Origin of the sequence: Wolbachia endosymbiont (group B) of Dolichovespula media, assembly GCF_947179505.1 — a bacterium.
Taxonomy (GTDB): Bacteria; Pseudomonadota; Alphaproteobacteria; order Rickettsiales; family Anaplasmataceae; genus Wolbachia.
Genome location: NZ_CAMXBR010000002.1, coordinates 61779 through 88529, shown reverse-complemented (window position 1 = coordinate 88529; position 26751 = coordinate 61779). Strand labels below are relative to the sequence as shown.

Sequence of the window (26751 nt, the reverse complement as noted above, 5' to 3'; positions counted from 1 at the left end):
GTATTAAAATTCATTTACCCATTAATATACTTGATAAAGTATAGACAAATCGTCATGTTGCTGCATGTTCTAAGTCATGCTACGTCAATTCCGCTTGCTGTAACAGCAATAGTGGGGTAATTTTTGTATATTACACTGTTTGCTGCAGTATCAATCCCTCTTGCAAGACCAGAAATTACGATGAAACCAGCTTCGCTTAAATCGAGTGCCAACTTATTGGCAAAATTTCTTCCATTCATTGAAGAATTACGTCCACCGATTATTGCAATTATCTCACGACTTAATAATGATACATCACCAAGTGTAGTTATTACAGGAGGACAACCAGAGATATTCCTTAAAATTTCAGGGTAATCTGGATCACATGCTGGTGTTATTTTGGCTCCAATTTTTTCTGCATTCTTAATTTCTTCTCGTGCATTTTGAATTCCATAATCCTTGTTAGTCAACTTATTAAGATATTTAAGCACTTCATATAGCGACCCATATGCTCTAAGTATACTAAAGAACTTTACTGGTCCCACAGTTCTAGCCAAGCTTAGCCATATTTCTAATTCTTCGTTATTTAATTTATTTATCTTCATAAAAGGCTTGAATTTCTTATCAATTTAGTGTACCCAAGATAATGTAAATATACAGTGTTTTATGACGCATTTTGTTACAGATAAATGCATAAAATGTAAATATACGGACTGTGTAGAAGTATGTCCCGTTGACTGCTTTTATGAAGGTAAAAATATGCTCGTGATTAACCCAGATGAGTGTATTGATTGTGGAGTATGTATACCTGAGTGTCCAGTGGATGCGATTGTAACTGATGATTCCATAAAAGATATTATAGAACTAGACGAAGGCTTGCTGAACAATGAACAAAAAATCTTTAAATCATTTTACAACATAAACGTAGAATATTCGCAAAAATGGCCAAACATTACAGCTAAAAAGCAACCCCTAGATACAGCAGAAGAGTATAAAGAAAAAAAGGATAAGACAGCTTATTTTGATGAAAATTTAGGGTCATAGAGTACAAAAATAGACTTACATTTTTTTGATTAAATAGACATTGAATTGTAAGCGTCTATTTCATCTGCCATAGACGATAATTATGCACTCTCAAAACGGAGATTGTTTGCAATTTCTACTAATTTCTCACTAATTTGTGAATGAGGTTCAGGCACTGGAAAGAAAGCGTCACATCTAGTCTTGCATAGAGGTTTGTCTGTTTCATTGAACGCCTCTTCACAGTTTTTGTGGCAAATATGAGATAGGTTACGTGCCTGAAACGTTAATGAATTCGAGTTTTGTGTAGGTATAACCATAATATACTCCTAAATTAAAAAACTAACGCCACGGTAGCATTTATGTGTTAATAAAATTGTAATATTTATATCAGCATAATTACTTTCCAGATAAGTTTACTTTCTTGAAAATTTCAGGAAAATATTGTACAATTACTCATGAACTTTGGCAAAACTTACGGCAAATGCTAATGTATCTTTCAGTAAAAAAACTTTACAGCATTTTACTAAACTAGTTGAGCTTACTAAGCAGCCCACTCAAGAATCAGCAGAAAGGTTTTTAATAGATCATGAAATGGAACTATCTGTAGTTGCTGATCAATATGACATTGAAGGTGTAGAAACAGTTGATTACAAAGATGTAAAGTGGAAATCAAGTGGATTACAAAATTAAATTTTTAAAGAATATTACTGAAAAAGATCTTCCAGTTTTACTTGCAATCTGGTGTCTGATCATAAAGGAACCAGTTTGCATGACACCATCTGCAAGTTTCAATATCTGTACAGCTGTGGAATTTTTCAAAGCGTTTTTTCTATTGAAGATAAAAGTATCTTTTATATATGATATATAGCAAAATATTAGGGTGCTTATGGTTCCAACTATAGCAATTTTAAGTGGTGGATTTTCTTGCGAAAGAGAAATATCGCTTATGAGCGGAAAAGCAGTAAAGAAGGCGCTTGATAGCCTTTCATATAATGCAATAGAAATAGATGTTGATAGCAACATTGCTCAAAAGCTTAAAAAAACTAATCCCGCTCTTGCTTTTATTGCTCTACATGGACCTTATGGTGAAGATGGCTGTATTCAAGGTTTGCTGGAGATTTTAGGTATAAAATATACACACTCAGAAGTTATGGCTTCGGCTGTTGCTATGAATAAAGTGATGTCAAAGCATATATTCCATTCTCTTAATATCGACACTCCAAGAGGTTATGTAATTAGTCGAGAAGATGTGCTAAAAAATAATATTAAAGTTGATTATCCGTACGTCTTAAAACCGATTAACGAAGGCTCAAGCATTGGAGTACACATGATTTTCTCACATGAGGATTACTTAGAGCTAAAAAATAACAGTTCTACTATAATGGAAAAGATAATCATAGAAGAATACATACCGGGTATAGAGTTACATACTGCTGTATTGCTGAACGAAGCAATTGGCACTATGGAAATACGACCAAAAAATAAATTCTATGATTATGAAGCAAAGTATACAGATGGATTTGCAGAACATATATTTCCTGCTAAAATTCCTGACAACATATATAGAATGACCTTGGAACACGCACTAAAAGTTCATCAATTTTTAGGATGCAAAACTGTTTCCCGCTCAGACTTCCGTTATAATCCCCAAAATAACACTTTAAAAATGCTTGAGATTAATACACATCCTGGCTTTACTGAATTATCGTTAGTACCAGAAATTGCAAAATTGACAAAAGGAATTGATTTTAATGAATTAATTAAAATTATTGTCAAAGACAGTTTACACCACAAGAATATTAGAGATCAAGCCGATGTTGAACAATGTTACTAGAAGCCAAAGGAGTTTTTTGCGCAAGTGTGCTTTCATGATTATAACTGCACTCTTCCTTACACTAGTACTTTATAGTTCACTTGATAAAATAACAAATCGATTCAATTACTACTTTACTTGGTGTAACGATCGCTTATCGAGCTTATTAATTAGCAATGGATTTTCAATCGACAAAGTAACCGTTACTGGAAACAAATTTACAAATGAACAGGACATTCTAAGTTTAGTAGATAGAACACAACCTATCATGTATGTATCACTCTCAAAACTAACAGATAATATACAATCTGTAAGTGAATGGATAAAACATGTAAGAATTTATAGGATTTTACCCAACACCTTACTCATTGATGTAAATGAACACAAACCTTTTGCTCTTTGGAAAGATGATAACAGAACTTCAGTAATTGACTCTGAAGGTAAAGTAATCGTAGATGATTACCAGATAGATAACCTCGTTATAATCAAAGGACAAAATTCGTTATCAAGCCTAAAATTCATTAAGTATATACTAGAGAGGAAAACTCAATTAAGTGATCATATTTCTTCTTGTGTTTATGTAGGAAATAGAAGATGGAATATCATACTCGATGACAGTGCCACAGTAAAATTGCCTGAAGATAATCCTTATAGCGCATGGGATTATTTAAGCCACTTGCAAAATACAACCGACTTTACTTTTAGCAATTGGAGCATAATTGATATGCGTGTTGCTGATAAGATCCTTGTGAAGAAGTGATCTGCTCGGTGCTCCTTTTCATGTCATGCAAGTAGCCCTTTCTCTGTCATCCGAGTAGCTTAAAACTGGAATCCAGATTGCAAGTAATCAATTAGGTTGGGTGAGTATGGGTTTTGCATTATAGAAGGAAGCATTAACCATTACTAAACAAAAAGCCTTGATCTGGAGTAGAATGTTTTAAAACAGAAACATCACAAAGATCTCTCTTAGAATGAGAGTTTTCTTTAGCATGTTTGAGTCGTTTAAATATTTCAGTGTCTGTACCTATATTCTTCTCAGCATAAGTACATAAAAGATCTAATAACTTTCCACCAGCTTTAATAGCAATTTCAATAGTCGTATTTTCATTATTACCATCTGGAGAGTAGTTTAAGCTTGGTTTGAAACTATACTTATTTTTTGATTCCAGTAATTCATCTACTTTATTTTCATCTATTTCTGTTGCTGCTTGTTTTAGCATATTAAACAATTCATTATCTTGAAGTCTTTTTTGAACAAGATTTTTTTTGCTTGCACTTTTTCCAGTAATAAGTTTAAGATCTATACAACCAACATTAATATTTGGGTTAGAAAGCAGAAGATCAACTATATCTATACGATCATTTTTTGCTGCAAAATGTAAAGGAGTAGCACCTTTCTTATTCTTAGCATTAACATCAGCCTTTTCCTTTAGAAGAAGATCAACTATATATGTATGACCATTTTTTGCTGCAAAATGTAAAGGAGTAGCACCTTTCTTATTCTTAGCATTAACATCAGCCTTTTCCTTTAGAAGAAGATCAACTATATATGTATGATCATTTTCTGCTGCAAAATGTAAAGGAGTAGCACCTTTCTTATTCTTAGCATTAACATCAGCCTTTTCCTTTAGAAGAAGATTAACTATATCTTTGTGACCATTTTGTGCTGCCAAATGTAAAGGAGTAGCACCTTTCTTATTCTTAGCATTAACATCAGCCTTTTCCTTTAGAAGAAGATTAACTATATCTTTGTGACCATTTTGTGCTGCCAAATGTAAAGGAGTAAAACCTGTAATAGCTTAGACTTAATCTGACACTTTAAAAAAGTAAGTTATAAAATAATAAAAGAAAGGAGTGTTAGAAATGAACACAATACAAACAAAAATATTAAAACCAAAACTAGGTTTATTAGAGCTAGCAAAACAGCTCGGGAATGTATCTCAAACCCCAGTTATGGATTAACCAACACAGTAAGGCTTAGAAATAGAAGGCTTTTTTGACTGCATGGAATATGAAATTAATGTAGAAAAATATGTACCAGAAAATTTATTGGCGATCTGTGCCGTGTATTTTCAAGCTCAAATTTATTTTTTAAACAACCAAAGACTGTCTCAATAATCGACCTTTTTCTCAATAAAGCCTTCTCTTTTAGTGAGATTAGTGCGTTTTTCATGCCTTTTTTCACTTTAGTGACAAGCTTTAAACCTCTATCGAAGAGTTCCTCAAAGAGCTCCTTCTTGATATAGCCTTTATCTCCGAACAAAAGTCCTGTCAGTCTTTTAATTATAGTTGGCACAGGTTTTCTGTCATCAACGTTACCTTTGGTTAGAGTAAGTGATTGAATTTCTCCAATTTCGTTAATCACCAAGTGCAATTTAAAGCCAAAAAACCAACCATACGTGCTCTTACCAATTTCTGCTAAACCATCAAAAACTTTGTTCCTAGAGATCCTTTTCTTGTGGCAAATGGCAATCGTAGAAGTGTCAATGTAGGAAGTACCTGTCATTTTCGCTTGTTCGCAGAACCATTGAAGAAGTAATGCTAAATACCGTAAAACTCTCGGCTTTAAGGCAATAAATCTGTGATATGAAGGCATCTTTGAAAATTCTGATCTATAGAGTAACTTAAGGTAACAAAGATAAAAAGCCTTGAAGTTTTTACATGGCGATTGGTGGTATAACAGGATTATGGTTAGCATTTCTGAGTGCGCTATTTCTGGTACTCTGGTTGGTTTTTTGCCATTTGATAAGAACTTATTTGCAAAATTTTCATCTACTACACGACAAAAATCCTCGACGCAGCAGTAAAGTTCTGTAATATCTTTCTTCATGGGTAACCTCTTAAATTATTGCTAAAATACTTGAGTTTACCCTATTTCCCTCTTTATTAATTCTACTTTTATCTGTTTTCTAATCCATAACTGGGGTCTCAAGCGTGCAAGGTAATGGGATATTCAAGAGATACGTTTTATAGATTCAAGGAGTTATACGAAAATGGAGGAGAAGAGGCGTTACATGAAATCAGCAAGAAAAAAACCGCTGTTTGCAAACAGAGTTTCCGAAGATATAGAAAGAGCAGTAGTAAATATTGCAACAGAATTTCCAGCATATGGACAGCAAAGAGCTGCAAATGAGCTAAGACCACTGACAGAGTTCTCCCCTTCTCCATCTAATGCTTAAGCTTAAAACATTAGATGCTTTGTTCAAGATACAAGGCCAGCGAGTGTAGTAAAGGAATTAGTAGAAAATGCAATAGATGCTGGAAGTTCAGAGATAGAGATCAAAATAGAAAGTGGTGGACGTAACCTTATAACTGTGATAGATGATGGAAATGGAATAGAAAAGAACGATCTGGAACTAGCACTTATGAGGCATGCCACTTCAAAATTAAGTGATAGTGAGTTAATAGAGATCAGACATCTTGGCTTTAGAGGAGAGGCTTTGCCTTCAATTGCAGCAGTGAGTAGAATTAGGCTATCATCGAAAGCAAAAAGAGTAAATGAAGCATGGTCTATAAGTTATGAGGGAGGAGAAAAAATAAGAGAGATTACACCTTGTTCTTTGCTACAGGGTACATATATTGAAGTTCGTGACTTATTTTTTGCCACTCCAAATAGATTAAAATTTCTAAAAACCGAGAGGGCAGAAACACAAAGCATTGTTGACATTGTAAATAACTTAGCAATGATTAACTATAGTATTGGGTTTACTCTCACTTCCGGTAATAAAAAGCTCTTAAAATATGTTAAGCAAACTTCATTATTTAACAGATTATGTGAAACAGAAGAAGAATTTCAGAGCAATTCGCTGGAAGTTAAAGAGGAAGAAGACGGCATCAAACTTACGGGACACATCTGTAAACCAACTATTAGTCGTGGCAATTCAACTCAGATCTATACGTTTGTTAATGGAAGGCCAATAAAAGATAATCTACTTATTGGTGCAATTAGATATGCGTATCAAGATTTTATTCTAAGTGGGAGGTATCCTTTTGCAGTGCTGCACTTAGAGATACCATACGATCAAGTAGATGTAAATGTGCATCCAAATAAATCGGAAGTAAGATTTCAGAATAAAAGGCTAATATATGAAATAGTGAGAAGAGGGATAATAAAAGCATTATCAACGAGGTTTGCAGCAAGTGGTCAAGGTATTGAAGAGGAGCTAATTTTTAATGATAGTAAAAGCCAAGAGCAGGTTGATAGTAAAGAGAAAAAGAATCAAAAAGAGTTTTATGAAAAGAGACCAAGTCTTTTAGAAAATCGTCTAATGAAAGAATTCAATGCACCAGATGAAAGAAGGCAAAGCTTACCAGAAACGTTTAAGTATGGAGAATCTCCACCCCAAAAGGGAGCGATGGTTCTAGAAAGGGAGCAAATTGATTTAATAGAGGATCATCCTCTAGGGTATGCACGCTGTCAGGTCCACAGTACTTACATTATTGCTGAGGCTGGAGATAGGCTGATTATAGTAGATCAACATGCAGACCACGAGAGATTGATATACGAGTGCTTAACAAGCATAAAAAGACAAAAACTTCTCCTTCCTGAAATAGTTGAGATTAAAAACCAAGCAGGGACGGAGATGGTTGAAACTTATAAAGATAAGCTTTTTGAAATGGGTTTTGGTATTGAAATAGAATCAGAAGATAAAATAATGGTGAAAGAAATACCTTCAATCTTGGGAACAATAGATATAAAAGGGATGCTAGTTGATATAGTAGATAAGTTAACGGAAATGGAAGATACGTTGTCAATAGAGGATAAGGTGAATAAAATATCAGCCACAATCGCTTGCCATGGAGCAGGAAGAAAAATGAAATTGGAAGAGATGAATGAGATACTAAGACAAATTGAGAAAACTCCATATTCTGGTCATGAAAGACCAACGTATATAGAAATGAAAATAAGTGATATAGAAAAATTGTTTGAAAGGAGATGAGTTCAGTTTGTCAAAAAGGTTGCCAATTAAGTATACGTAACAGCTCTTCTGATTATGGATGGCTTTGTTGCATAGCACTGATAGGCATGTAAATCACAGTGAATTTACGCAGCTAATTTAAATTTAGCCATACCTATGTCAGTAAATTTGTTCAATAAGTAGCACTTAATTAACAGCTCTTTTTCACGATTTACCTCTGATTTATTTTTCAAGCTAAACCCAAATATTTGCTTCAACCTATAGAAAAAGACTTCAATATAAGACCGTGCTCCATACTTAACTTTTTTCTTCCATTCATTAATACCATCTTCATAATTCTCATATGACCTAATTCTACTAATATACTTGTTTCTTTCTGATAAGTAGTCAGCTAAACAAATTTTAGTATCCTTCCTAGGGCGAATAATAGGCACAATATTGTATTTTCTGCATTCTTTATACACACTTTTTATATCATAAGCCGCATCTGCTCGAATAGAACAAATGTTATATTTATCACTGACTTCTTCTAACATATCGCAGACCGGCAAATAGTCTACAGCAACACCACTAGTGTAGTTCATGCTTATTGCTTTCTTATCATTTATGTTTAAAACAACATGTAATTTTCTTACTTGACCATAACCACTGTATTTTCTTTTTCAAATATTAAGCTTACTATGCCCACCGTTATTATTGTAGATACTAACTCTAGTGCTATCTACGGCAATTTCAACATTTTCCAGATCATCTTTATTGCTTCTATGGTCATCAATCTTCAAATTAAGCTTTTTAAATCTTCTGGAAGCTTGTGTATAGCTGATAATCTTAAGTTTTTTGCCTATTTTTGTACCATATAACCTTTTACAGAACCTACAGCTTGTCTCAAGCCAATTCTAAAAAGATGAACTATTATGTGTATTAAAATTACAACTTTATCACTATAAGTGTTATTGCCACCTGCAACTTTTGGATTATTTTCATACCAATTTTCTATGGCTTGATTAACAAAATGAAAAACATTTCCTCTTTTTTTGAGAAACTCGTTATATTCTCTTTGGTTACTTACTCTCATTTTTTGTGGCATAAGTTGTACTTGTTTGAAAAATGCCTATTTTACAACAAAATGCGTTAGTAGCCATATATTAAAAAGCTTTTCTTCTTACAATAACCTCAACCAACACTAGCTATGCAACAAAGCCATTCAGAATATAAAAAAAGTTCGTATGGTACACTTGGTAGACCAACCCATCCCAAAACAAAAAGCTCTCACCGCCCTTGGTTTTGAGTGCTGAAAACGGTTATCTTACCTGAGATCTTAATAATATGTTTTGCTAAATTAATATTGATTTACTTGCGGAAGAATAATGAAGACAAGCTCATGACGAAACAAAATTCAAAATAAATAAAATGTCATGTATTGAGTCTATTAAGGGTCTTTTGCCTAAAACTACTTTGGGTTAGAAAATTTTTCTATACATAATGGTAATTGACAAAGTTTTAAAGGTAGAGTAACATGTCTAAAATATATTAAATCTTGTTAGGGGGGGTAAGTATGGGTTACGAAAATGTACAAAAGGTATTACTAACTTCCATTAAAGAGGATGATCCTCATAAAGGGCTTAAAGAGTTAGAGATTAAAAGATGGTGTATTGCATATCAGACATTGCTGAATAAATGGGATAGCACAATAATACCACCCCTTTTTAAGAAAGTTTTAGAAGATGAAACTTGTTGGAAGATAGAAGATGCTTCAGGACAAATTAGACTCAATAGGTATACTTTCGGGGAAAAATTGTTAGCCTTGAAAACTTTAGATGGGCAAAGAAGTCTTATTAGACCCTTTGATCGCTACAGGATTGCATGCTGGTGTTGTTTTGAAGACGAGATAAGAGCTATTTTTGAAGAATTTAAATTAACGTTAGGTAATAAGACAGTAGAGAGTTTAGTTAAGGGATGTAATAACGGGGCTTTAATGATCTACTGGTCACATGCTATAAATAACCAGGAACATCAGTTGAAGTTAAATAATGAGCATCCATACGTTTATGCTTTTAAATCTGCGATGCTAGAAAAGCATGTTGAAGCTTTGGAATTCTTCTGGGATAAGTTACAATCAATTGATTCTGTGTCTTCGAAAAGGAAAGAAGATTTGTTGATGGAAGTGGCATATAATAAAGGACGTTTTTCTGCTGACGATGTTGGAATGGTTGATTTCTGTCTACGTTACCTTCCTGAAGATAAGTATCATGAGCTATTGAAAAGGGATTTTAAACAACATGGATGTTATTATACTTTAAGTATATTAAGAAGAAACCATTCTTTCGAGAACGCCAGAAAGCTATTTGAACATTTAAAGCCAGAAGATTTATCTCCTGAAGCTTATAGTACATCAATGTTTTCAGCATTAAACTCGCTTGTTTCTGCACCAGGTGATAATTTTGTTAAATCTGGCAGTGATATGCTTGCCTCTATTTGGAATTGTCCTGACTTTGATGCTCATAGACAACACTATTTAAATAAGCTAAGCGAACAACTCTCATCAACTAGAGATTTGGTTGCTTCTCTTATTAAGGCAAATAAAGCTATTGAAATATTATCTAAAATTGTTAACTCCCTTAGCCAAGAGCAAATGTACTCTATTATGGAAGAAGATAAATCAGAATATGAGCTGTTTATGAGAGTTAGAAACACGCAATTGGATCGTGGGGCAGGTGATAGTCAGTTGCCAAGTTCATCATTAGATGTAGAGTCTGTAAAACAGGAAGTTACTGATATTAGAAGCAGAGTATAGTGTTTCTGTTTAGGGAATTCAGTTGCTTAGACTTAAACGAAAGCATGAAAAGAGCTTAGTGAGGATAAAATTTGTAAAAGGTTAAAATCGGGGGCTAGTTATGGTTGATAACAATCAACAGCAAGAAAAACCACAAGATTTCGAGCTAATGGAGTTACTTTTTGGTAAGGTAGATTCTTCAACTTCTGATGCAGCGGGTTCACTGGATAAATCTTTTGAAGCAAGATATCAGTCGTTGGTTGATCAAATACAATCCTATTTACATTCTAGTAAGAAACTTGGCTTTTTTCCTCATAGATTTTTAGCTTCTTTTTCCAGTGTATTAGATACTAAACTTAATGATAAGCTAGGTATAAAGAAGTTACATTTTCGTTTTGAGGGAGCAAGAACTTTAAAGGTTGTAGCAGAAACGGAATCCAAAATACATGTTTTTATTTTTACTGAAGATATAGAAGCTCAACACTCTAAGCCTTCAGATGCCCATACTAGGAGCTTTGAATTCACAAAGGGCGAGTTCAAGAGTGTAATAGGTAGAGATTACAATGAATTGGATGCTCGTAAGCTTCAAATTGATGTGATAAAAATTCTAAAAGACAAATATGAGTTAGTAAAAAGCAAACCTAAATCAGACAAAGATGTTAAATCAAAGAAGTTATACTTATATCTGAAAAGGGATGGTGTGCTAGAGTATAAAGCTAAGAATGTATATGGTAATGTTAAAACAATCGAGATTAGTCGTGACCAATTAAAAGGCAAGGTTTTCGATGAAGTCAAGCAGTTTCTAGGTAAGCAAGGTAAAGATCTTAGTGATGATGCCAGGAAGGAGTTATCTAGAATGACTTCAGAAAAGGGATATACCTTAAAGAGCGATGGAGAAGATGAAAAAATAAATATTCAGGTAGAAAGTAAAAAGAAGATCAAGGATATACCTATCTCTCCTCCAACAGAATTTCCATTTATAGAAGTGAAAAAAAAGCTAGGTAAATCTGTCTATCTGGAAAGTTATATTGAAAAGCTTGCTAATCCAGATGCAGAAATAGATCAAGTTCAGGAAAATCTTAAAGCCATTCTGAATTATATTAAAAAAGTTCATACTAATTTAGATTTACAAGCTAATGTTTATGGCATTAAAGCTCGTGAAGCTGGTCAACATGGTTTTGTAGCAGGAATGTTTGATAACTTTCGATATCGTGATAATACCAAACTCTATCTGGAACAATTTGCTGGAGGAGGTTATGCTGATATTGTTTTGCTTGTTCGTGGACCTGATCGTGCTATTGATTCAGTTCCAATTCTTATTGAACTCAAGGCTGGAACTGAAGGACAAGTTGATCCAAGTGATGCGCTGGAGCAAGCTAAAGGTTACATTGAAGGTTTTAGACCAAATAAGATGAGGATCTTAACCAATGCGGAGAATGCTATTGCTGTTGGGTTAAATTTAGATCTCAAAGAACCATTTAAAACTGAAGTAAAACCTATTAAACAACCACCAGCTCCTTTGATGGAGGAATTTATCGAACTAGTTGGCGAGTGGGATAATCAATCAATTTCTGAGGAAGTTTTTAAGCGAAAGGTAAAAGATTTGTTATCAAGCGAATACCATACTTTTCCAGCGAATAAAGAAACAAAAGATCATTACTATTTCAGTAGAGATATATTAGGTCAATCAATTTTAATTAACGAGATTGGTCAAGATCAGGATAACGTAAAAAAATATATATACTCATATGGTGAGTACCCGCTGAACTGGCCTCAGGGAACAGAATACACTTTATCTAAAAGCCCTGTCACAACATTAATATTTGTTCAAGGTAATGAAGGGCAGGAAAAAACAGCATTCATTTTTCATATACGAGAGTCCAATACGAGAGCATTCTATGCTGATAAAAAAATTCCAGTGCTAAACATACCTGGAATAGGAGAAGTAAAAAATGTCATAGAAACTAAAATGAGTCTTAAAAAATATGAAACAGGGTTATCTTTTGAAGAACTTTTTGAAATAGAACAGGTAAGTAAATATAAGCCAAGTAGTATCGATCAGCAGTTTACAGGTGGTTTTCTTAAGATGCCTAATTCTGATGAATTAAAGGCAAAATTTAATCAAGCAATTACTTCTCAATATGCTACTTCTTCTGAAGGTACAGACTTATTGCTAGGTTATAAAAGTCTACTTACTGAGATAGCAGATGCGATTTACCCTGTTAAAGGTTTGATTACAAATGAAGCAAGATTACAAGCTGTGCTTAATGGCTTCCTTAGTAGTTATAGTGATTTGAAGCTAAAAGAGACTTCTACAAACCAAGAAGATTCTGCAAAAATTATAATTATACCTGAATTTCAAGTAGGAACAGGTGGTCATGTAGATATGGTAATACAAGGTATTGGTCCTTCACCTCAGGGTACTAAAGAATACACTCCTATAGCGCTGGAATTTAAGCTTATAGATAAAAATTTAAATCAAGATCAGCTGAAACAGGAAGTTGATAAATTAACAAAAGAACAAAATATTAGATATGCTAAAGGGGCAGCACTGAAAGCAATCACAGATAGTGATAAAATATTTTTCATGGGTGTAGTTGTTAATATAGGGGCTAAAGATAAAAATTCTTTAATATTAACAAGTGATGAGTTTGTTCCTGCTCTAGTAGTTCACAGTTCTATTCATATGATACATCCTGATACAGTAGAACAACAAGGAGAAGATCGGCGGACTTTAGAATCTACAGGGATTAGTAGTGTTCCCAGAGGTCGTGGGCGTGGAAATCAATGAGTAAAAGAGGATATTAGATTAACTCAAAGTAGTGCAGTTGCCTTTCTTCATGATAAATATGATTTGATCAGTACTGACGCTTTCAATGACAGTGTTATGACAAATAACGCGAATGATCTGGAGGTAGGGGATTAATTTGGTATCCGGTTTAGGAGAGTGGTTTAAGAAACGATAGATAGAAGATTGTGAAAAGGGTTTAGGTTACTTTATTTCCATGTTAAGTATAACGAAATAAATTATCTGTTCAAATTCCTCGCCGTGATTGTGCAAAATATGAGTTTTGACGATAAACGACATAATGCCTAATTTCCCGTTCAGCATTAGACTTGCTGCAAAAGAGGAGAAATGTTTATATAAAGAAAGATAGAGCAAGTAAAAGTGAGGTAAAATGACCATAATCTAAGGTAATGTTCAAAAAAGTGTGTCAAACCAAGAAATAGATTGATATAAAGAAAAGTTTGTGTACAATATTTAATAGATCAACTAGTCCCAAGAAAAATACTTTTCACATTTCTTGATCTCTGGGAATGGTTATTTTATTAAATTTTAGTAGAATATGCTGCTAAATTAAAGATAGCTCTAAGATAAAGTATTTATACAAGCTAATTGCATTGCTAACTTTATTTACTAGTATGTATGGGAATATAAAGTTTAGGTTTTGAGTTAAATAGAGGGAGTTTTATGCTATAAAAACAATCTTCAGTGGGTTATTTAAAGAGCACAAAGATTAATTCACAAGCAAAAGATAAATCTTTTCAGTTTAAACGTAGAATAAGACGTATGTATAATCCTGATGATATTGACATTGCCAAATTGTTTCTTGTTATACGTGAGCATAGAACAGGTAATCTTCAGCTAGACAAGACTAATGCAATTAAAGAATTACTTACTCAAGTAGATAATATTAATGATATTGATTACAATGATAATGGTAATACACCACTACATGTTGCTGTCAGCAAAAGACATCTAGACATTGTCAAACTTCTTTTAAGTACTCGCGATATAAACCCGAAAGCTAAAAATAATAGGGGTCAGACGCCTCTCGATGTTATTAATGAAGATCTTAATAGTAAGAGTAAGACATCTTTGGATCAAGATATTATTCAAGAATTACAGGGAGCTTCATCTCTAAAAAGGGAAAACATTGGAGAAAATAAGCCAGAAGTTGGTTCTCCTAAAAAGCTAAGAATTTCCTCTATAAAAAAAGAAGAGCCTGAAGGAACAAAAATCGAAGAGGGTGACCCAAGAACATACCCTGCTTCTGGGCTAAAGAGTACTCTTCATGGAGTTATTTATCAGCTAAAATTGTTAATGCTTTTTTTAAAGCGTGGATTAGATCAAGGATACTCTTTTTATTTGGCTACAGAGTGGGATGATGCTGAAAAATTTGATGACTTGGTATTTATATATGGTGATTCAAGAGAAAAAAAATGTCGTTTTTTGCAAGCTAAACATAAACTAGATGAGAAAAGTAACAAGATTACAGTAGGAGACTTATTTACAAAAAGTAAGGATGGTGAATTTAATTTAGAGAAGTATTTTGTTTCTTATTTAAGAATTAAGAAGAAAAAAGAATTTAAAGACTATAGCCTAAAAGATTTTATTGTTTGTACTAATATTAGTTTTGATCTGGATAATTCGGTGCAAGATCAAATAAAGAAGCTTAAGGAAGTTAGTCTTGGAAAGAATAAAGGAAAAAAAGTTTTAGTTGAGGAAATTGGTGAGAATGATAGCTTCTTTAAAGCAGCCACTGGTACAAGATATAGAATAAAATGTAATGATGACTTAGTCTTGCATTTAACACAAGGTAGCGAAGTGCAAAATGAAATGCGTGGACAGTCAGTAGATATTATAGGTAAGGAAATAAAAGAGTTTCTTGAAAAGTTAGTATTTGCAGTTGATCAGCCAAATGAAGGCCAACTTACCGAAATACTTGAACATGAAATAAGTATAGAATTTAGTAAAAGATTTGATTATATCGGTAATTTGAGTAAAGACGCTTATAACAAATTTGAGGAAAGAATGCTAGGTTGGTTAAAGGAAAGGCAAGGAAGGTTTTTTGGTAACAAAGAAGCAGGAGACCTTTTTAAAGAAATGCAACAAGAAGTTAATACTTTAAGTATAATAGAAAGAGGGGTCAAAAATATAGAGCAAAAGGTGAGTGAAGTGCATTTGTTATTGCAGGGCGCTGAGAAGGGAGTAGAAGTAATGTCACAGGCGTACTCAATTAGCGGTAACTTAAAGACAATAAATTTTAATGCAGTAGATTATAATCAGAATACACCTCTACACTTTGCTGCCAAAAGAGGTGACTTAGATGTAGTGGAGTATTTGATAAAAAATAATGCCAATCTTAATGCAGAAAACAAGAATAAGGATACACCCCTACACTTGGCTGCCGAAGGAGGTTGCTTAGATGTAGTGGAGTATTTGATAAAAAATAATGCCAATCTTAATGCAGAAAACAAGAATAAGGATACACCCCTACACTTTGCTGCCGAAGGAGGTGACTTAGATGTAGTGGAGTATTTGATAGAAAATAATGCCAATCTTAATGCAGAAAACAAGAATAAGAATACACCCCTACACTTTGCTGCCGAAGGAGGTGACTTAGATGTAGTGGAGTATTTGATAAAAAATAAGGCCAATCTTAATGCAGAAAACAAGAATAAGAATACACCCCTACACTTGGCTGCCGAAGGAGGTTACTTAAGTGTAGTGGAGTATTTGAAAAAAAATAAGGCCAATCTTAATGCAGAAAACAAGAATAAGGATACACCCCTACACTTTGCTGCCGAAGGAGGTGACTTAGATGTAGTGGAGTATTTGATAGAAAATAATGCCAATCTTAATGCAGAAAACAAGAATAAGAATACACCCCTACACTTTGCTGCCGAAGGAGGTGACTTAGATGTAGTGGAGTATTTGATAAAAAATAAGGCCAATCTTAATGCAGAAAACAAGAATAAGAATACACCCCTACACTTGGCTGCCGAAGGAGGTTACTTAAGTGTAGTGGAGTATTTGAAAAAAAATAAGGCCAATCTTAATGCAGAAAACAAGAATAAGGATACACCTCTACACTTTGCTGCCAAAAGAGGTTACTTAAGTGTAGTGGAGTATTTGATAAAAAATAATGCCAATCTTGATGCAGAAAACAAGAATAAGAATACACCCCTACACTTGGCTGCCGAAGGAGGTTACTTAAGTGTAGTGGAGTATTTGAAAAAAAATGGTGCCAATCTTAATGCAGTAGATTATGATAAGAATACACCCCTACACTTTGCTGCCGAAGGAGGTGACTTAGATGTAGTGAAATGTTTGATAGAAAAAGGGGATGGGGTCGGTGTTAGAAATTATGAAAACCTTACTCCTCTAGATTTAGCTATGAAAAGATTTGATCAAAATCCGCAAATTTATCAGGGAATTATAGATGTTCTTAAGTCTAAATCTACTAATCTAAAACGAAAGAATGATAATATGTATCAAGTAGGCGAAGTTTCAGCAGAAGAATGCCTGCCCAGTACAAGTAAATATAGCACAAGGAAAATAAGAGAGGTTGGTGGTAAAGAGTGTTTATTCACATGGGAAGATGTTGATGAGTTTAATGTTGAGAAAGGTGAGAAGAGAGACTTCAATAAAATTGAAATAGATAGTGAAAAGTTTGTTGATTACGTTAAAGACCTACCAGAGGAAAAGCGCTCTCAGCTAATTCATCTAGCAGGTGAGGTTAGAGTTAAAGGCAGATCTCAAGGCCTAGTTAATAGGCTGATCAGTAATCAAAAAATCATGAGTTATCTAGCTGTAGTAGGAAGAATCTCTGGTATAGCAATGCATGGAATGATGGCTAAAAATATTTTAGCTGACTTTTTAAATGGAGATTATCAAGGTGTAGCAGTAAATGTTGGTTTTATAGCCGGTGGTCAAGGATTTGCTAAAATCGCTGAAGCTACATCTCTTAAAGGATTAAAATTAGCTTCAGAAGGAAAATTATTACTTGGCAGTTCTTTAAGAGCAGCATCTCCTTTTCTTTCTCGTGGTACTTCTGCCTTTGTTATCTACGATCTAGTAAATCAGGTAAAAGCATTTAAAAATGGTACTGAGGAAGCATTGGTTGGCGTAGTAGGAGATAGTATTTACTTGGGAGTTGATGCTGCAGAGATTGGCATAGAGGTTGCTGAGGCTTTTGAATTATTAGAAGGAGTTTCGTCTGCTGCTGGACCTATTGGAACAACAATTGGAGCTGTAGTGTTTGTTGGCACTGATATTTATATGGCAGTAAAGAGAGTTGATAAAATTGATGAAATTATTCACTTAACTGCGAGTGAAAAGTTTGTTGAAGGATTGCATGCATTTATAGGTATGGAACCTGAGAAATATATAAAAGATTTAATGGAAGAAAAGCAGCTTAATAATCAATTAGTCAATCAAGGACTTGAGTATTTACAGCAACATAGTGACATTAAAAGATATATTTTTCCAACTGGAAAGCAAGTTACAGATTCTTGTTCACTAGTACCATATGATGCAACTGAGTGTGTTAGGATTCTTGGATTAGATAGTGGTCGTTGCCTTGAGAGAAGAACAGTAACAAAATATTATCAAAAATGTACAAGTAAGTTTCAAGTAGATTTGAATAATGAAGTACTACTTGATAGAAAAAGAACTGACATAAAGTGGAGCAGAGCAAGATCAGATAATCCAAATGGCGGAAAAGTATTTTGTCTATCACAAGGAGACTATGAACCTGTTAATGAAGCTTACTTATGTAAAAATACAATTGGCATAACTGACCTAAGTAGAAATAAAACTGGAAATCATACTCTAATTAACTTAGGAAAAGGTAATGATCATGCAAAAGGATTTATAGATAGTTCTAATGTTTTTGTAGTAAATGATGGATTCAAAAGGTATTATGGTGGTAATAAGGATGATATATTCATTTTGCAGGGAAGTGCTATAACAGGATATTTTTATGGAGAAAGTGGAGTAAACACTTTAGATCTTACATCATTTGCTCGAGAAGAAGAGAGTATGAATGTGAGATTAGATGTAGGTGAGGTTGAAGATTATTATCGAGAAAACTTTTTCGGAATGAGTGGAATAAATAAGTTCTTAGGTAGAAAAGATAAAGCAGATCAAGTGTTTATTACATGTGATAGTGGTACTAGTGATATTAATTTTGTAGATGGCCAAAGTGGTAGTGAAGGATTTGTAGATCACATAAACATATATGACAAGGATTGCGCTTATGAGATGCAAGTAGTGGTAAGGCCTAATACCGTTATATATAATCGAGCACTGAAAGGAGATTTTCACTATATTATACCATATGCACTTGGTAGTGCTAAAGTTGATTTTATTTATACTGCTGAAGCATTGAACTTAAATAATACTTTTGCATTTGAGTATGAACCTGCTCAGATAAAGAATATTGATGCAAGGAATATCAATGTACTAAATAAAACTTCTCATATAATCACATTCAATTTTGCACCAATGTCAGACAAGGAATTTAATATAACAATCTCTGGTGCATCTAACCCTTCTTATAGACTAGGTAACAATGCTGAAATAAAAGTAGGAGATAGTGGCAACCTGTATATGCTTGAGAACACGAATAAATCAGTTGATGAAATTATAAAGGAGTATTTAGTTGTAGCGAATCGACTAAATAAAATGTCATTTTTTATACAATCACTATTGAGTAATGAAACTGTTGTAATAGGGAGTGGTAATCATGAGGTAATACACAATAATCCACTACATAAGAGTCATCTAGTTGGGAATGGTGGTGAAAATGTATATGTGATTGATTCTACAGATAAGAAACTTGAAGTTCCCGAAGTAGTGATTTACGATCTTGATGTAGAAAGTTCAGTAGATACAATTGACTTGAGAAGTTTAGTACAAAAAGCAAGAGGTAAGTTATCGAATAAAGAAAGTTTTGAATTAAAAATTATAAAATTAGCAAATGATTTACTATTAAAAGGAGAAATAACTGAATTAAAGAAAACAGAAGATTCGTTCGTAAGTGGGATAAAAAAGCACGAGTGTTTTACTGTGAGGCTAAAAGATGGGGTGAATTTGTATAACAAGACTCACATAATTTTGAATAATGTGCCAATGGGAATAAACTTTGATAACAATGAGTGGAGTTTAAAACCATTACCTTTAGTGTTTGAAAGAGATAAAGAAATTATTATTGTAACCAGTCAAGATATAGAGGTAAACGCTGTACTAATAACGCCTAAAAGAGCAGGAAACTATAAGTTTTTGAGTAATAATGGTAATGACCTAGTAATAACTAATGCTTTTGACGCTAATGTTGATAAGAATGATCCATGTACAATAGTACTGAGTAAATTTTATGAAACATCTAAAATGGAAACACTATCTATCAAGTTTGCTGATAAGGAAATAAACCTAAAAGATCATCAGGAACAAATAAATACGGCAAGGGATATAAATGTTGTAAAAAAAGAATATAACGATCAAGTCTATAATGATGTTTTCAATAAGAAAAGAAGTCCGGAAGTGATGTTATCTGATCAACCCAAGTTGATTCATAAGCACAGGCATGAACACAGCAGAAAGCAAACTCGTCATCGTCGTCACCATCGTAATGAGCAGAATTTATCACATGCAGTCGAAGAGTTGAGTAATCAACGTAATATAGCAGTAAGTAGTAGTATGAGGCTATCTTCACGTATAAATGATTTGTTTGTTTGGGTAAAAAGCTCTATAGGTGGATTATTAAATTCTAAGCCTACATTATCTAAGGAAACATCAAGCACCTCAAGTCCAATTTCACAAATTGATGCAAAAATGGATGTAAATGGTACGATAATGTTACTTGACATGCTCATTAGAAAAGTTACAGGTCAAAAGTATGTTTCTACAGTAGATCAGTCTATATCTCCACTAGAAGCACAGGGATATGCACTCAGTATTACAGAGGGATTTGAGAAAGTAGTAGAGCAAGCTGGATTAAAAAGTGGTGTATCAATGCATCGATTAAATATTGATTATATGGGAATGCAGAAAGAGATTACTGGAAAAATCATGAGTGGTAAATTTAATGAAATTTCAGGGATTTTAAAATCGTATGTAGAGAAAGCATGTCCTGGTGAAGAAGCTGGTAAATTAAGTCCGAAGAAATTTGAAAAGTTTATAGCTCAATTTAATAAGGGTCTGCTAAATCAATCAATAGAGCAGATATTACACAACAGAGATGGTACATTAGAAGTTGATGATGCAAAGCAAATGAGTTTAGAGCCTCAAAGTTATTTAAGTAATGCTTCAGTTCACAGCCATTCAAAAGTATCAACTTGTCTTTCTGAGATGGGAGTAACTAAGCTTGGAAATACTTTGGGTAAGTAGGTGAGAATAGGGAAATCAGTAGCAAGTTTGATGGTCCCAATACTAAAGTAGCTTTGATATAGAAGTTTGGGTAACGTTATGATAGTAATTTATATAATTCTATGTGCAATCTTTATAGCCATTTTAGACAGTTCACTAGATTCTTAATTAGGGAATATGTCTCACTTAGAGAAGGTTTACATAAATGTTAAAGTGAATAAGTAGGAATATTATGTTTTTTCTTTGAGTTGTGAAATTTCAGAATGAGAGAGACCAGTAATTTGAGCTATAACATCTATGTATCCGTTCAGAGGTATGGTAAGGATAAAAAAGAATTGACATAATATATCAAAGTAATAATAACAGAAAATGTTGATAGTAAGGTAAGGCTAGGTGCTTCAATTGTTGATCAGTATTGTAGAGTTATATAAAAACTTAGAGCAAAAAGTAGCAAAGCTTGAAGAAAAAAATAAAATCTTAGAAATAGAGAATGCTGAACTAAGAGAGAGACTTGGCTTAAACTCAAGGAATTCATCTTTACCAAGTTCAAAAGAGCTGTACAAAATAAAAAAAGACACACCAGAAGATAAGTCAGAGGGTGGCAGGAAGATAGGCGGTCAAGTTGGTCATAAAGGAAATTATCGGATAAAAATGGAAGCAGATGAAGTAATTAGAGTAAGATTACATGATACTTGTGAATGTGGCGGAGAAATTGCAGTATGCAATAAACCGTATATTCACCAGAATGTTGATCTCCCAAAAATCAAACCTTACGTAGTGGAATACCAACTAGAACATGGACGCTGTCGTAAATGTGGAAAAAGAAGGAGTAGCAAATTACCAGAAGGAGTTACACCTGATACCTTTGGTCCTAGAGTTAAGTCAGTAGTTGCATCACTAAGTGGGTTTTATAAGAATTCAAAGCGAGAAATAGCGAATATTATGAAAGACATCTTTAACATGAGTATAAGTGTTGGTAGTGTGTCCAATAGCGAAGCAAGGGTCTCGTCAAAATGTAAAGAAGCTTATGAACAAATAGAGGAAGAAATGAAAGCAAGCGAAATTTTGCATATTGATGAAACCAGTCACTACAACAAAGGCAAATTGGGATGGTGCTGGATGTTTGCCAACAATAAAGCAAGTCTTATGAAGTTAGCAGATACAAGAGGAATGAGGTTTTTAAAGAATAGTGCATTTTGTGATTACAAAAATCTGATAATTACCGACAGATATGCAGTTTACAACCACTTCAGTGATGAAAAACGACAAATTTGTTGGGCTCACTTATTGAGAAATTTCGAGAGGTTATCTCATAGCTGGAATAGTGAAGTAATGAGACTTGGCCATTGTTTAAAAGATGCAGCTAATGGATTATTTGCATTAAAAAACGCTTTGTCAGAAAATGAAATTAGTATTTCAAAGTTCACTAAGCAAGCTAAAGAGTTACGAAGATTTATGCAGTACTGCATGATAAAAATATCTTATATACTTGAAGCAAAAGGAGCTTCACGAACGGTAAAGGGTATTATAAAATCCGAGCCAATGATGTGGACATTTTTGGATGATCCAGAGAATATTCCATTAACGAATAATCATGTTGAGCGACAAATACGGCATTATGTTGTCCATCGTAAGAATTCATATTTTGCACAGTCAGAGCGAGGGAATAGATTCCTTGAGCGGATAATTTCGCTGTATCTCACTTGGAGGCAAAAAAAGTTAAATCCATTTCAAAACCTTCTATCTATTGTCTCTTAAGCCACACCTCTGAACGGATACACATCTATAGGGACACCGGCCTTGAGTGAGTTTTTGGCTACTTCAATATCCCTTTCTTTGCGACCTTCCACTCTGCCTTTTTCATGGCCGATTTGGATGCCTTCATGTTTAGCATCATCAAGTTTTTGTTCCAAGATAGCAGCTTCTTTTTGTAAATCCATTACCCTTTCTTCATAAGCTACAAGATCTTTTTCATTCCAATGAAACTTATCTAACTCATCATATGCTAGCTTTATTATTGGTGACTTTTCTGCTATTTTTCTTAAATCTTCATCCGTAGTTTCTTCTGCATACTGTTGTCTAAGTGAAGAAGGTCGCCCCTCTTCACTCGACTTCAAAACCGTACGTGAGACTTTGCGCCTCATACGGCTTCTCTCTAATTTGGTGCTTGTCATGCACACCTCCTGTGTAATTCATCGTGACAATGCCCATGTAACAAAGATAAATTTTTGATCATATTGTTTCGTCTATTCCGGTCTTTATGATGTATTTCTATTATATCATCACTTTCAAACCATAGTCTACAATTACCGCATTTACTTTGTTGTAACTTCAATAGTTTTATTACTCTTGATGGCTTATCTGGTATTTCTCTAAGACGATTACCCCAATAAACCCAATCACCATCATATGGAGATCTGGTTTTTTGCACTTTGATATGTCGTTTAATAACATGATCGCTGTGTATAATAAGATGTATCTTGTTACTTGTCATAAAACGCCAGTTATCGTTATTATACTTTTTAAAGTATTTTCTTTTTATCCAGCATTTCCCTTTGTTTGGGTGCCTAAAGACTGCCCACTTCCAGAGCTTTCTATGTATAGTATTATCCAATGAGCTAAAGATTTTACATGAAACTACTGAAGAGTAATATTGACTCCACCCTCTAATGATTGGATTGAGATTCCTTATTACTACTTCCTGTGGCGCCCCACGCATTTCTCTAAGTTTATGTTTAATAGCAAATATATGCTGCTTTATAGAATTACGACTTGGTTTTATTAATAATTTGTAACCTTTCTTACTTTCTTTTGTTGGATATTGTCTTATTGAAAATCCAAGAAAATCAAATCCTGGTTTTATTCCATTAATGATTTTTAATGTATGAGAAACTTTTGTCTTAGAAGGCTTTAATTCTAATCCAATGGTTTTTAACCATTCTTCAACTAGAACATTTGCCCTAAGAATAATTTCTTCACTTTCATGTATGACGACAAAATCATCACAGTAGAAAATTACACTAATAGACTTTTGCGCATTTTTATGCGATATCCTACCATATTTTCTTTTCATGCATTGAAAGAGTTCGTTTGTTAATGCTTTTTTGATATGTTGCTCTAATCCGTGTAATGCAACACAAGCTAGCAACGGTGAGATCGTCCCTCCTTGAATTGTACCACGTTTTGTGGATTGAAACTTTACATCTTCCATAACGCCTGCCCTTAACCATCCTCTTATGATTTTCTTTAACGTTGGTGTGGTATTGAGCTTTTCAAGCAGTTTATTATGGTTAATATTGTCAAAACATCCAGAAATATCAGCATCTAATACATATGCTGTTTTCTGTTTTAGCACATCAAATATGGCTTCAATTGCATCATGACATGATCTACCAGGTCTAAAACCATAAGTGTTTGGCTCAAGTTTTGCCTCCCATTCTGGTTCTAAAGCCATTTTTACAAGTGTTTGTTTTGCTCGACACGATATAGTAGGTATACCAAGCGGGCGATGCTCCGATGGCTTACCAGGTTTTGGGATCCAGACGCGTCTTGATGGCTTTGCTTTTTCTTTTATATCTAAAGAATATGATAGTTGTAATCTTTCTTTTTGATTAAGATTAGCCTTTCCATCAATACCTGCAGTCTTCTTCCCCCTATTGTCCTGTGTTACTTTCCTAACAGCGAGTGTTTTTGCACTTGTTGATTTGAGTAATAATCTCTGAAGATTATGCATCTTTCTGATATCATTACATTTAGAAGCTTGGTAAATTCGTTTTTGTAGCTTAAATGAAGATTTCTTCAGCTTTCGCCAAGGAATTCCATTCCATTCATACCTAGCTTTTTGCTGGTCCATAACATATTCACTACTATTCACCACTTTACCTTCCAAATTAAAGTGTTTACGTCTGCGTATCCCAGATATTACTTTGGGCATTAGCTTCTTAAACAATCCTTCCACATAGCAGCTTGTGGTTGGCTACCTACTTATATTTTTATGAATATAAGAGCTTTTATGTGGTTACTCCGTTCCATGGCTTCGTTTCACGTTAAACTTAGATTCCTACTATTTGCCGGAAGCTGGGAACATCAATAACTAAAGTCTTCAATCTTTAGTTCCCCTTTTGCTTCGTACCATTTTGGTCTATGCGTAGTTCAACCTCTTTTCGCATACTATGCTTTGACGACAATTCAAACATAGGTTCCTCTCGTAATCATATCTAACTCTGTTTGCAGGGATTCACCATGAGGTTTAGTGTTACTTGCTTTTATCTCATGCTTGCATCCCAAAGGTTGCCACCCTTTAAAATGTGAAATATACATTATCCCCGATGTCTAGGGAAAGTGGAATTTAACCACCACAAAACCACGACTTTCAGGGTCGCACTAAAGAAAAAGCACCATCTCTCAACAGTAGTTTCCAACTGCTCTACTTTACTTTTTGTAAATTTAGGTAGTTCAATGAAGACAAATTGAAAATCTTTTAAATAATGTCCGTTAGTCTTTATATCGCGTATATTATGAGTGGAAATATAATAAACATCTGAAGGGAAAAGAGTACTATTGGAAATAGCAATAAAGAAAACAGTTTTAAAATCAATGTAATTGCCAGACTGTCTTGAGTAAGCCTTAGCAGCATAAAGTTGAGCACGTTTTTCAAAGCCTTTATCACGAGCAAGCTGCATTTCTGCAATATAACTATTTCCGAGAGAATTCTTACAGAGGACATCAACGATGCTTTGTTTATCAGAAGCAATCTCAGGGTTCATAATAGTGCTGAGAAACTCAACATCTTGAATAGAATTGACTCCAGTAAAGCCTAAGATATCATTCAAAAAATGGATAAGGATATTCTTATTTTTTTCAGTACCAAAAATTTTCTTAAATGTTAAATCTAATTTTGGATCGAGAAACTTCGAAAGAGCCATGAGAAAGTAAGATAAAAAGCATTAATAATTATACACAATTGTGAAGAAATATTCAACTAAAATGCAAACATTTTGTATATCTTTATTTGATAGTATTAACCCATATAATATTTATGGCAAATATCTCTACAAGGTATCAGATAGCAGAAAAAGTAAGGAGCTGGAGGTTAAAGCGAGGTTATACTCAAAAAGATTTAGCGGGAAAAATTGGCGTAACGTATCAAATAGTACTACAATATGAAAAAGGAACACGTAAAATTTCGATTGAAAAATTGTATGCTATAGCAGAGATATTGTCGATTGGTATTGTAGACCTAATTCCTGTATCAAATGAAAAAATCTGTTTTGAAGATGAGGGAGAGAAAATATTAAATCTAGTAAGAAAATATAAAACGATTAATGATCAAGAGTTGCGCAAGGTGTTTTACTTGCTAACAAAATTTACCCGAGTTGGTGAGAAAAGTAGTAAAAAAGCAGAGAAAGTAAAAATTGCAAAGGGCCTGGTTAAAGCAGGGATTTCTGTTGATATTGTTTCACAAGTAATTGGCCTCTCTGCTGATGAATGTGTTGAAGAAAAAATAGGTTCTATATACTGCAAAATAGGAAAGAAGATAAAAGAATGGAGACTAGTGCGGGAATATACTCAGAAGGATTTAGCAAAGAAAATGAGTACAACACGTGATGAAATAAGCAACTATGAACAAGGAAGAACTGCTGTTCCACTGGGAAGATTATATGAGATAGCAAAGGCGTTATCGATTAATATCATGGACCTACTTGAACTAACAGAGGATGCAGATGATAAAGTGGTACCTAATTTAATTGAAGAATACAAAAAAATTGAAAGCCAAGAACTACGTCATGCACTAATGAAATCTCTGTTTGAAAGCATACAAATTTGCGAAGAGAAAGTGAAAAGAGCAGAAAAGATAAAGGATTTAGTGAAAGGAGGAATTTCTACCGATATTATTTTGCAAATAACAGGCCTCTCTTTAGGCGAAATTCAACAGATTTAAAATAAAAAATCAGTATATATTAATATCTTTACTCTTAGATGAAAAAATAAGTAAAAAAGATTGAGAAATTGATTTGACTTCACTCGAAAGCTATGGCTTTATGCCAATGCTGATAAAAAACAGCAGTAAATATCTAAAAAAAGTTTG

At 33.7% G+C, this 26751-nt stretch carries 12 protein-coding genes and 6 pseudogenes; 11 read left to right on the top strand and 7 right to left on the bottom strand.

All coding sequences use genetic code 11. The features are described from left to right. Nucleotides 1-80: 80 nt before the first annotated feature. Nucleotides 81-584: pseudogene (locus OM967_RS01580) on the bottom strand (DNA-processing protein DprA); the annotation flags it as partial. A gap of 61 nt (nucleotides 585-645) precedes the next feature. On the opposite strand from OM967_RS01580, the gene OM967_RS01575 reads away from it, so the two are divergent. The 4 genes from OM967_RS01575 to OM967_RS01560 all read left to right on the top strand — a co-directional run bounded on the left by OM967_RS01575 (nucleotide 646) and on the right by OM967_RS01560 (nucleotide 3575). Further along, a complete protein-coding gene (locus OM967_RS01575) occupies nucleotides 646-1023 on the top strand; it encodes a ferredoxin family protein (protein ID WP_211908136.1) in 378 nt (125 codons plus the stop codon). Nucleotides 1024-1464: 441 nt separating this feature from the next. Next, entirely contained in the window at nucleotides 1465-1692 is a 228-nt protein-coding gene (locus tag OM967_RS01570) for a hypothetical protein (protein WP_211908132.1), read from the top strand. Nucleotides 1693-1882: 190 nt separating this feature from the next. Beyond that, on the top strand, nucleotides 1883-2836 hold the full coding sequence (locus OM967_RS01565) for a D-alanine--D-alanine ligase (RefSeq protein WP_250119959.1): 954 nt from the start codon (nucleotides 1883-1885) through the stop codon (nucleotides 2834-2836). Next, nucleotides 2817-3575, top strand: a complete 759-nt coding sequence (locus OM967_RS01560; protein WP_211908130.1) for a cell division protein FtsQ/DivIB — start codon at nucleotides 2817-2819, stop codon at nucleotides 3573-3575. The genes OM967_RS01565 and OM967_RS01560 overlap by 20 nt, the downstream gene beginning before the upstream one ends. A gap of 133 nt (nucleotides 3576-3708) precedes the next feature. On the opposite strand, the gene OM967_RS01555 is transcribed toward OM967_RS01560, so the two are convergent. Together OM967_RS01555 and OM967_RS01550 are read right to left on the bottom strand one after the other, a co-directional pair. Continuing rightward, the gene (locus OM967_RS01555; protein ID WP_264337564.1) at nucleotides 3709-4611 is read right to left on the bottom strand and encodes an ankyrin repeat domain-containing protein; all 903 of its coding nucleotides are present in this window, start codon (nucleotides 4609-4611) and stop codon (nucleotides 3709-3711) included. A gap of 162 nt (nucleotides 4612-4773) precedes the next feature. Beyond that, nucleotides 4774-5645: pseudogene (locus OM967_RS01550) on the bottom strand (IS982 family transposase). 96 nt (nucleotides 5646-5741) lie between these two features. Here OM967_RS01550 and OM967_RS01545 point away from each other — a divergent pair. Next, a pseudogene (locus tag OM967_RS01545) lies at nucleotides 5742-5952 on the top strand (helix-turn-helix domain-containing protein); the annotation flags it as partial. 51 nt (nucleotides 5953-6003) lie between these two features. Beyond that, nucleotides 6004-7755 (top strand): DNA mismatch repair endonuclease MutL, encoded by a 1752-nt coding sequence (gene mutL, locus OM967_RS01540; RefSeq protein WP_405197050.1) that lies wholly within the window; start codon nucleotides 6004-6006, stop codon nucleotides 7753-7755. Between the two features lie 104 nt (nucleotides 7756-7859). Here mutL and OM967_RS08180 read toward each other — a convergent pair. Further along, nucleotides 7860-8821: pseudogene (locus tag OM967_RS08180) on the bottom strand (IS5 family transposase). Between the two features lie 468 nt (nucleotides 8822-9289). Between OM967_RS08180 and OM967_RS01525 the strand changes: the two are divergent. The 4 genes from OM967_RS01525 (at nucleotide 9290) to tnpC (ending at nucleotide 22421) form a co-directional block, all read left to right on the top strand. Continuing rightward, nucleotides 9290-10528: a hypothetical protein gene (locus OM967_RS01525; protein WP_208571676.1), complete on the top strand. Its 1239-nt coding sequence runs from the start codon at nucleotides 9290-9292 to the stop codon at nucleotides 10526-10528. 100 nt (nucleotides 10529-10628) lie between these two features. Then, nucleotides 10629-13298, top strand: coding sequence for a hypothetical protein (locus OM967_RS01520; protein ID WP_264337452.1), 2670 nt, complete (start codon nucleotides 10629-10631; stop codon nucleotides 13296-13298). 702 nt (nucleotides 13299-14000) lie between these two features. Continuing rightward, a complete protein-coding gene (locus OM967_RS01515; protein WP_264337451.1) occupies nucleotides 14001-20684 on the top strand; it encodes an ankyrin repeat domain-containing protein in 6684 nt (2227 codons plus the stop codon). 384 nt (nucleotides 20685-21068) lie between these two features. Then, nucleotides 21069-22421, top strand: a complete 1353-nt coding sequence (tnpC, locus tag OM967_RS01510) for an IS66 family transposase (protein WP_264337407.1) — start codon at nucleotides 21069-21071, stop codon at nucleotides 22419-22421. Here tnpC and OM967_RS01505 read toward each other — a convergent pair. The 3 genes and pseudogenes from OM967_RS01505 to OM967_RS01495 form a co-directional block, all read right to left on the bottom strand. Continuing rightward, a pseudogene (locus OM967_RS01505) lies at nucleotides 22418-22738 on the bottom strand (Rpn family recombination-promoting nuclease/putative transposase); the annotation flags it as partial. The gene tnpC and the pseudogene OM967_RS01505 sit on opposite strands and share 4 nt — an antisense overlap. Nucleotides 22739-22833: 95 nt before the next feature. Further along, a complete protein-coding gene (ltrA, locus tag OM967_RS01500; RefSeq protein ID WP_264337448.1) occupies nucleotides 22834-24597 on the bottom strand; it encodes a group II intron reverse transcriptase/maturase in 1764 nt (587 codons plus the stop codon). 451 nt (nucleotides 24598-25048) lie between these two features. Then, nucleotides 25049-25588 (bottom strand): annotated as a pseudogene (locus OM967_RS01495) (Rpn family recombination-promoting nuclease/putative transposase); the annotation flags it as partial. A 113-nt stretch (nucleotides 25589-25701) separates the two neighbouring features. Here OM967_RS01495 and wmk point away from each other — a divergent pair. Next, nucleotides 25702-26604 carry a WO male-killing family protein Wmk gene (gene wmk, locus OM967_RS01490; protein ID WP_264337447.1) on the top strand — a complete coding sequence of 301 codons (903 nt, stop codon included), beginning with the start codon at nucleotides 25702-25704 and terminating at the stop codon, nucleotides 26602-26604. Nucleotides 26605-26751 lie beyond the last annotated feature (147 nt).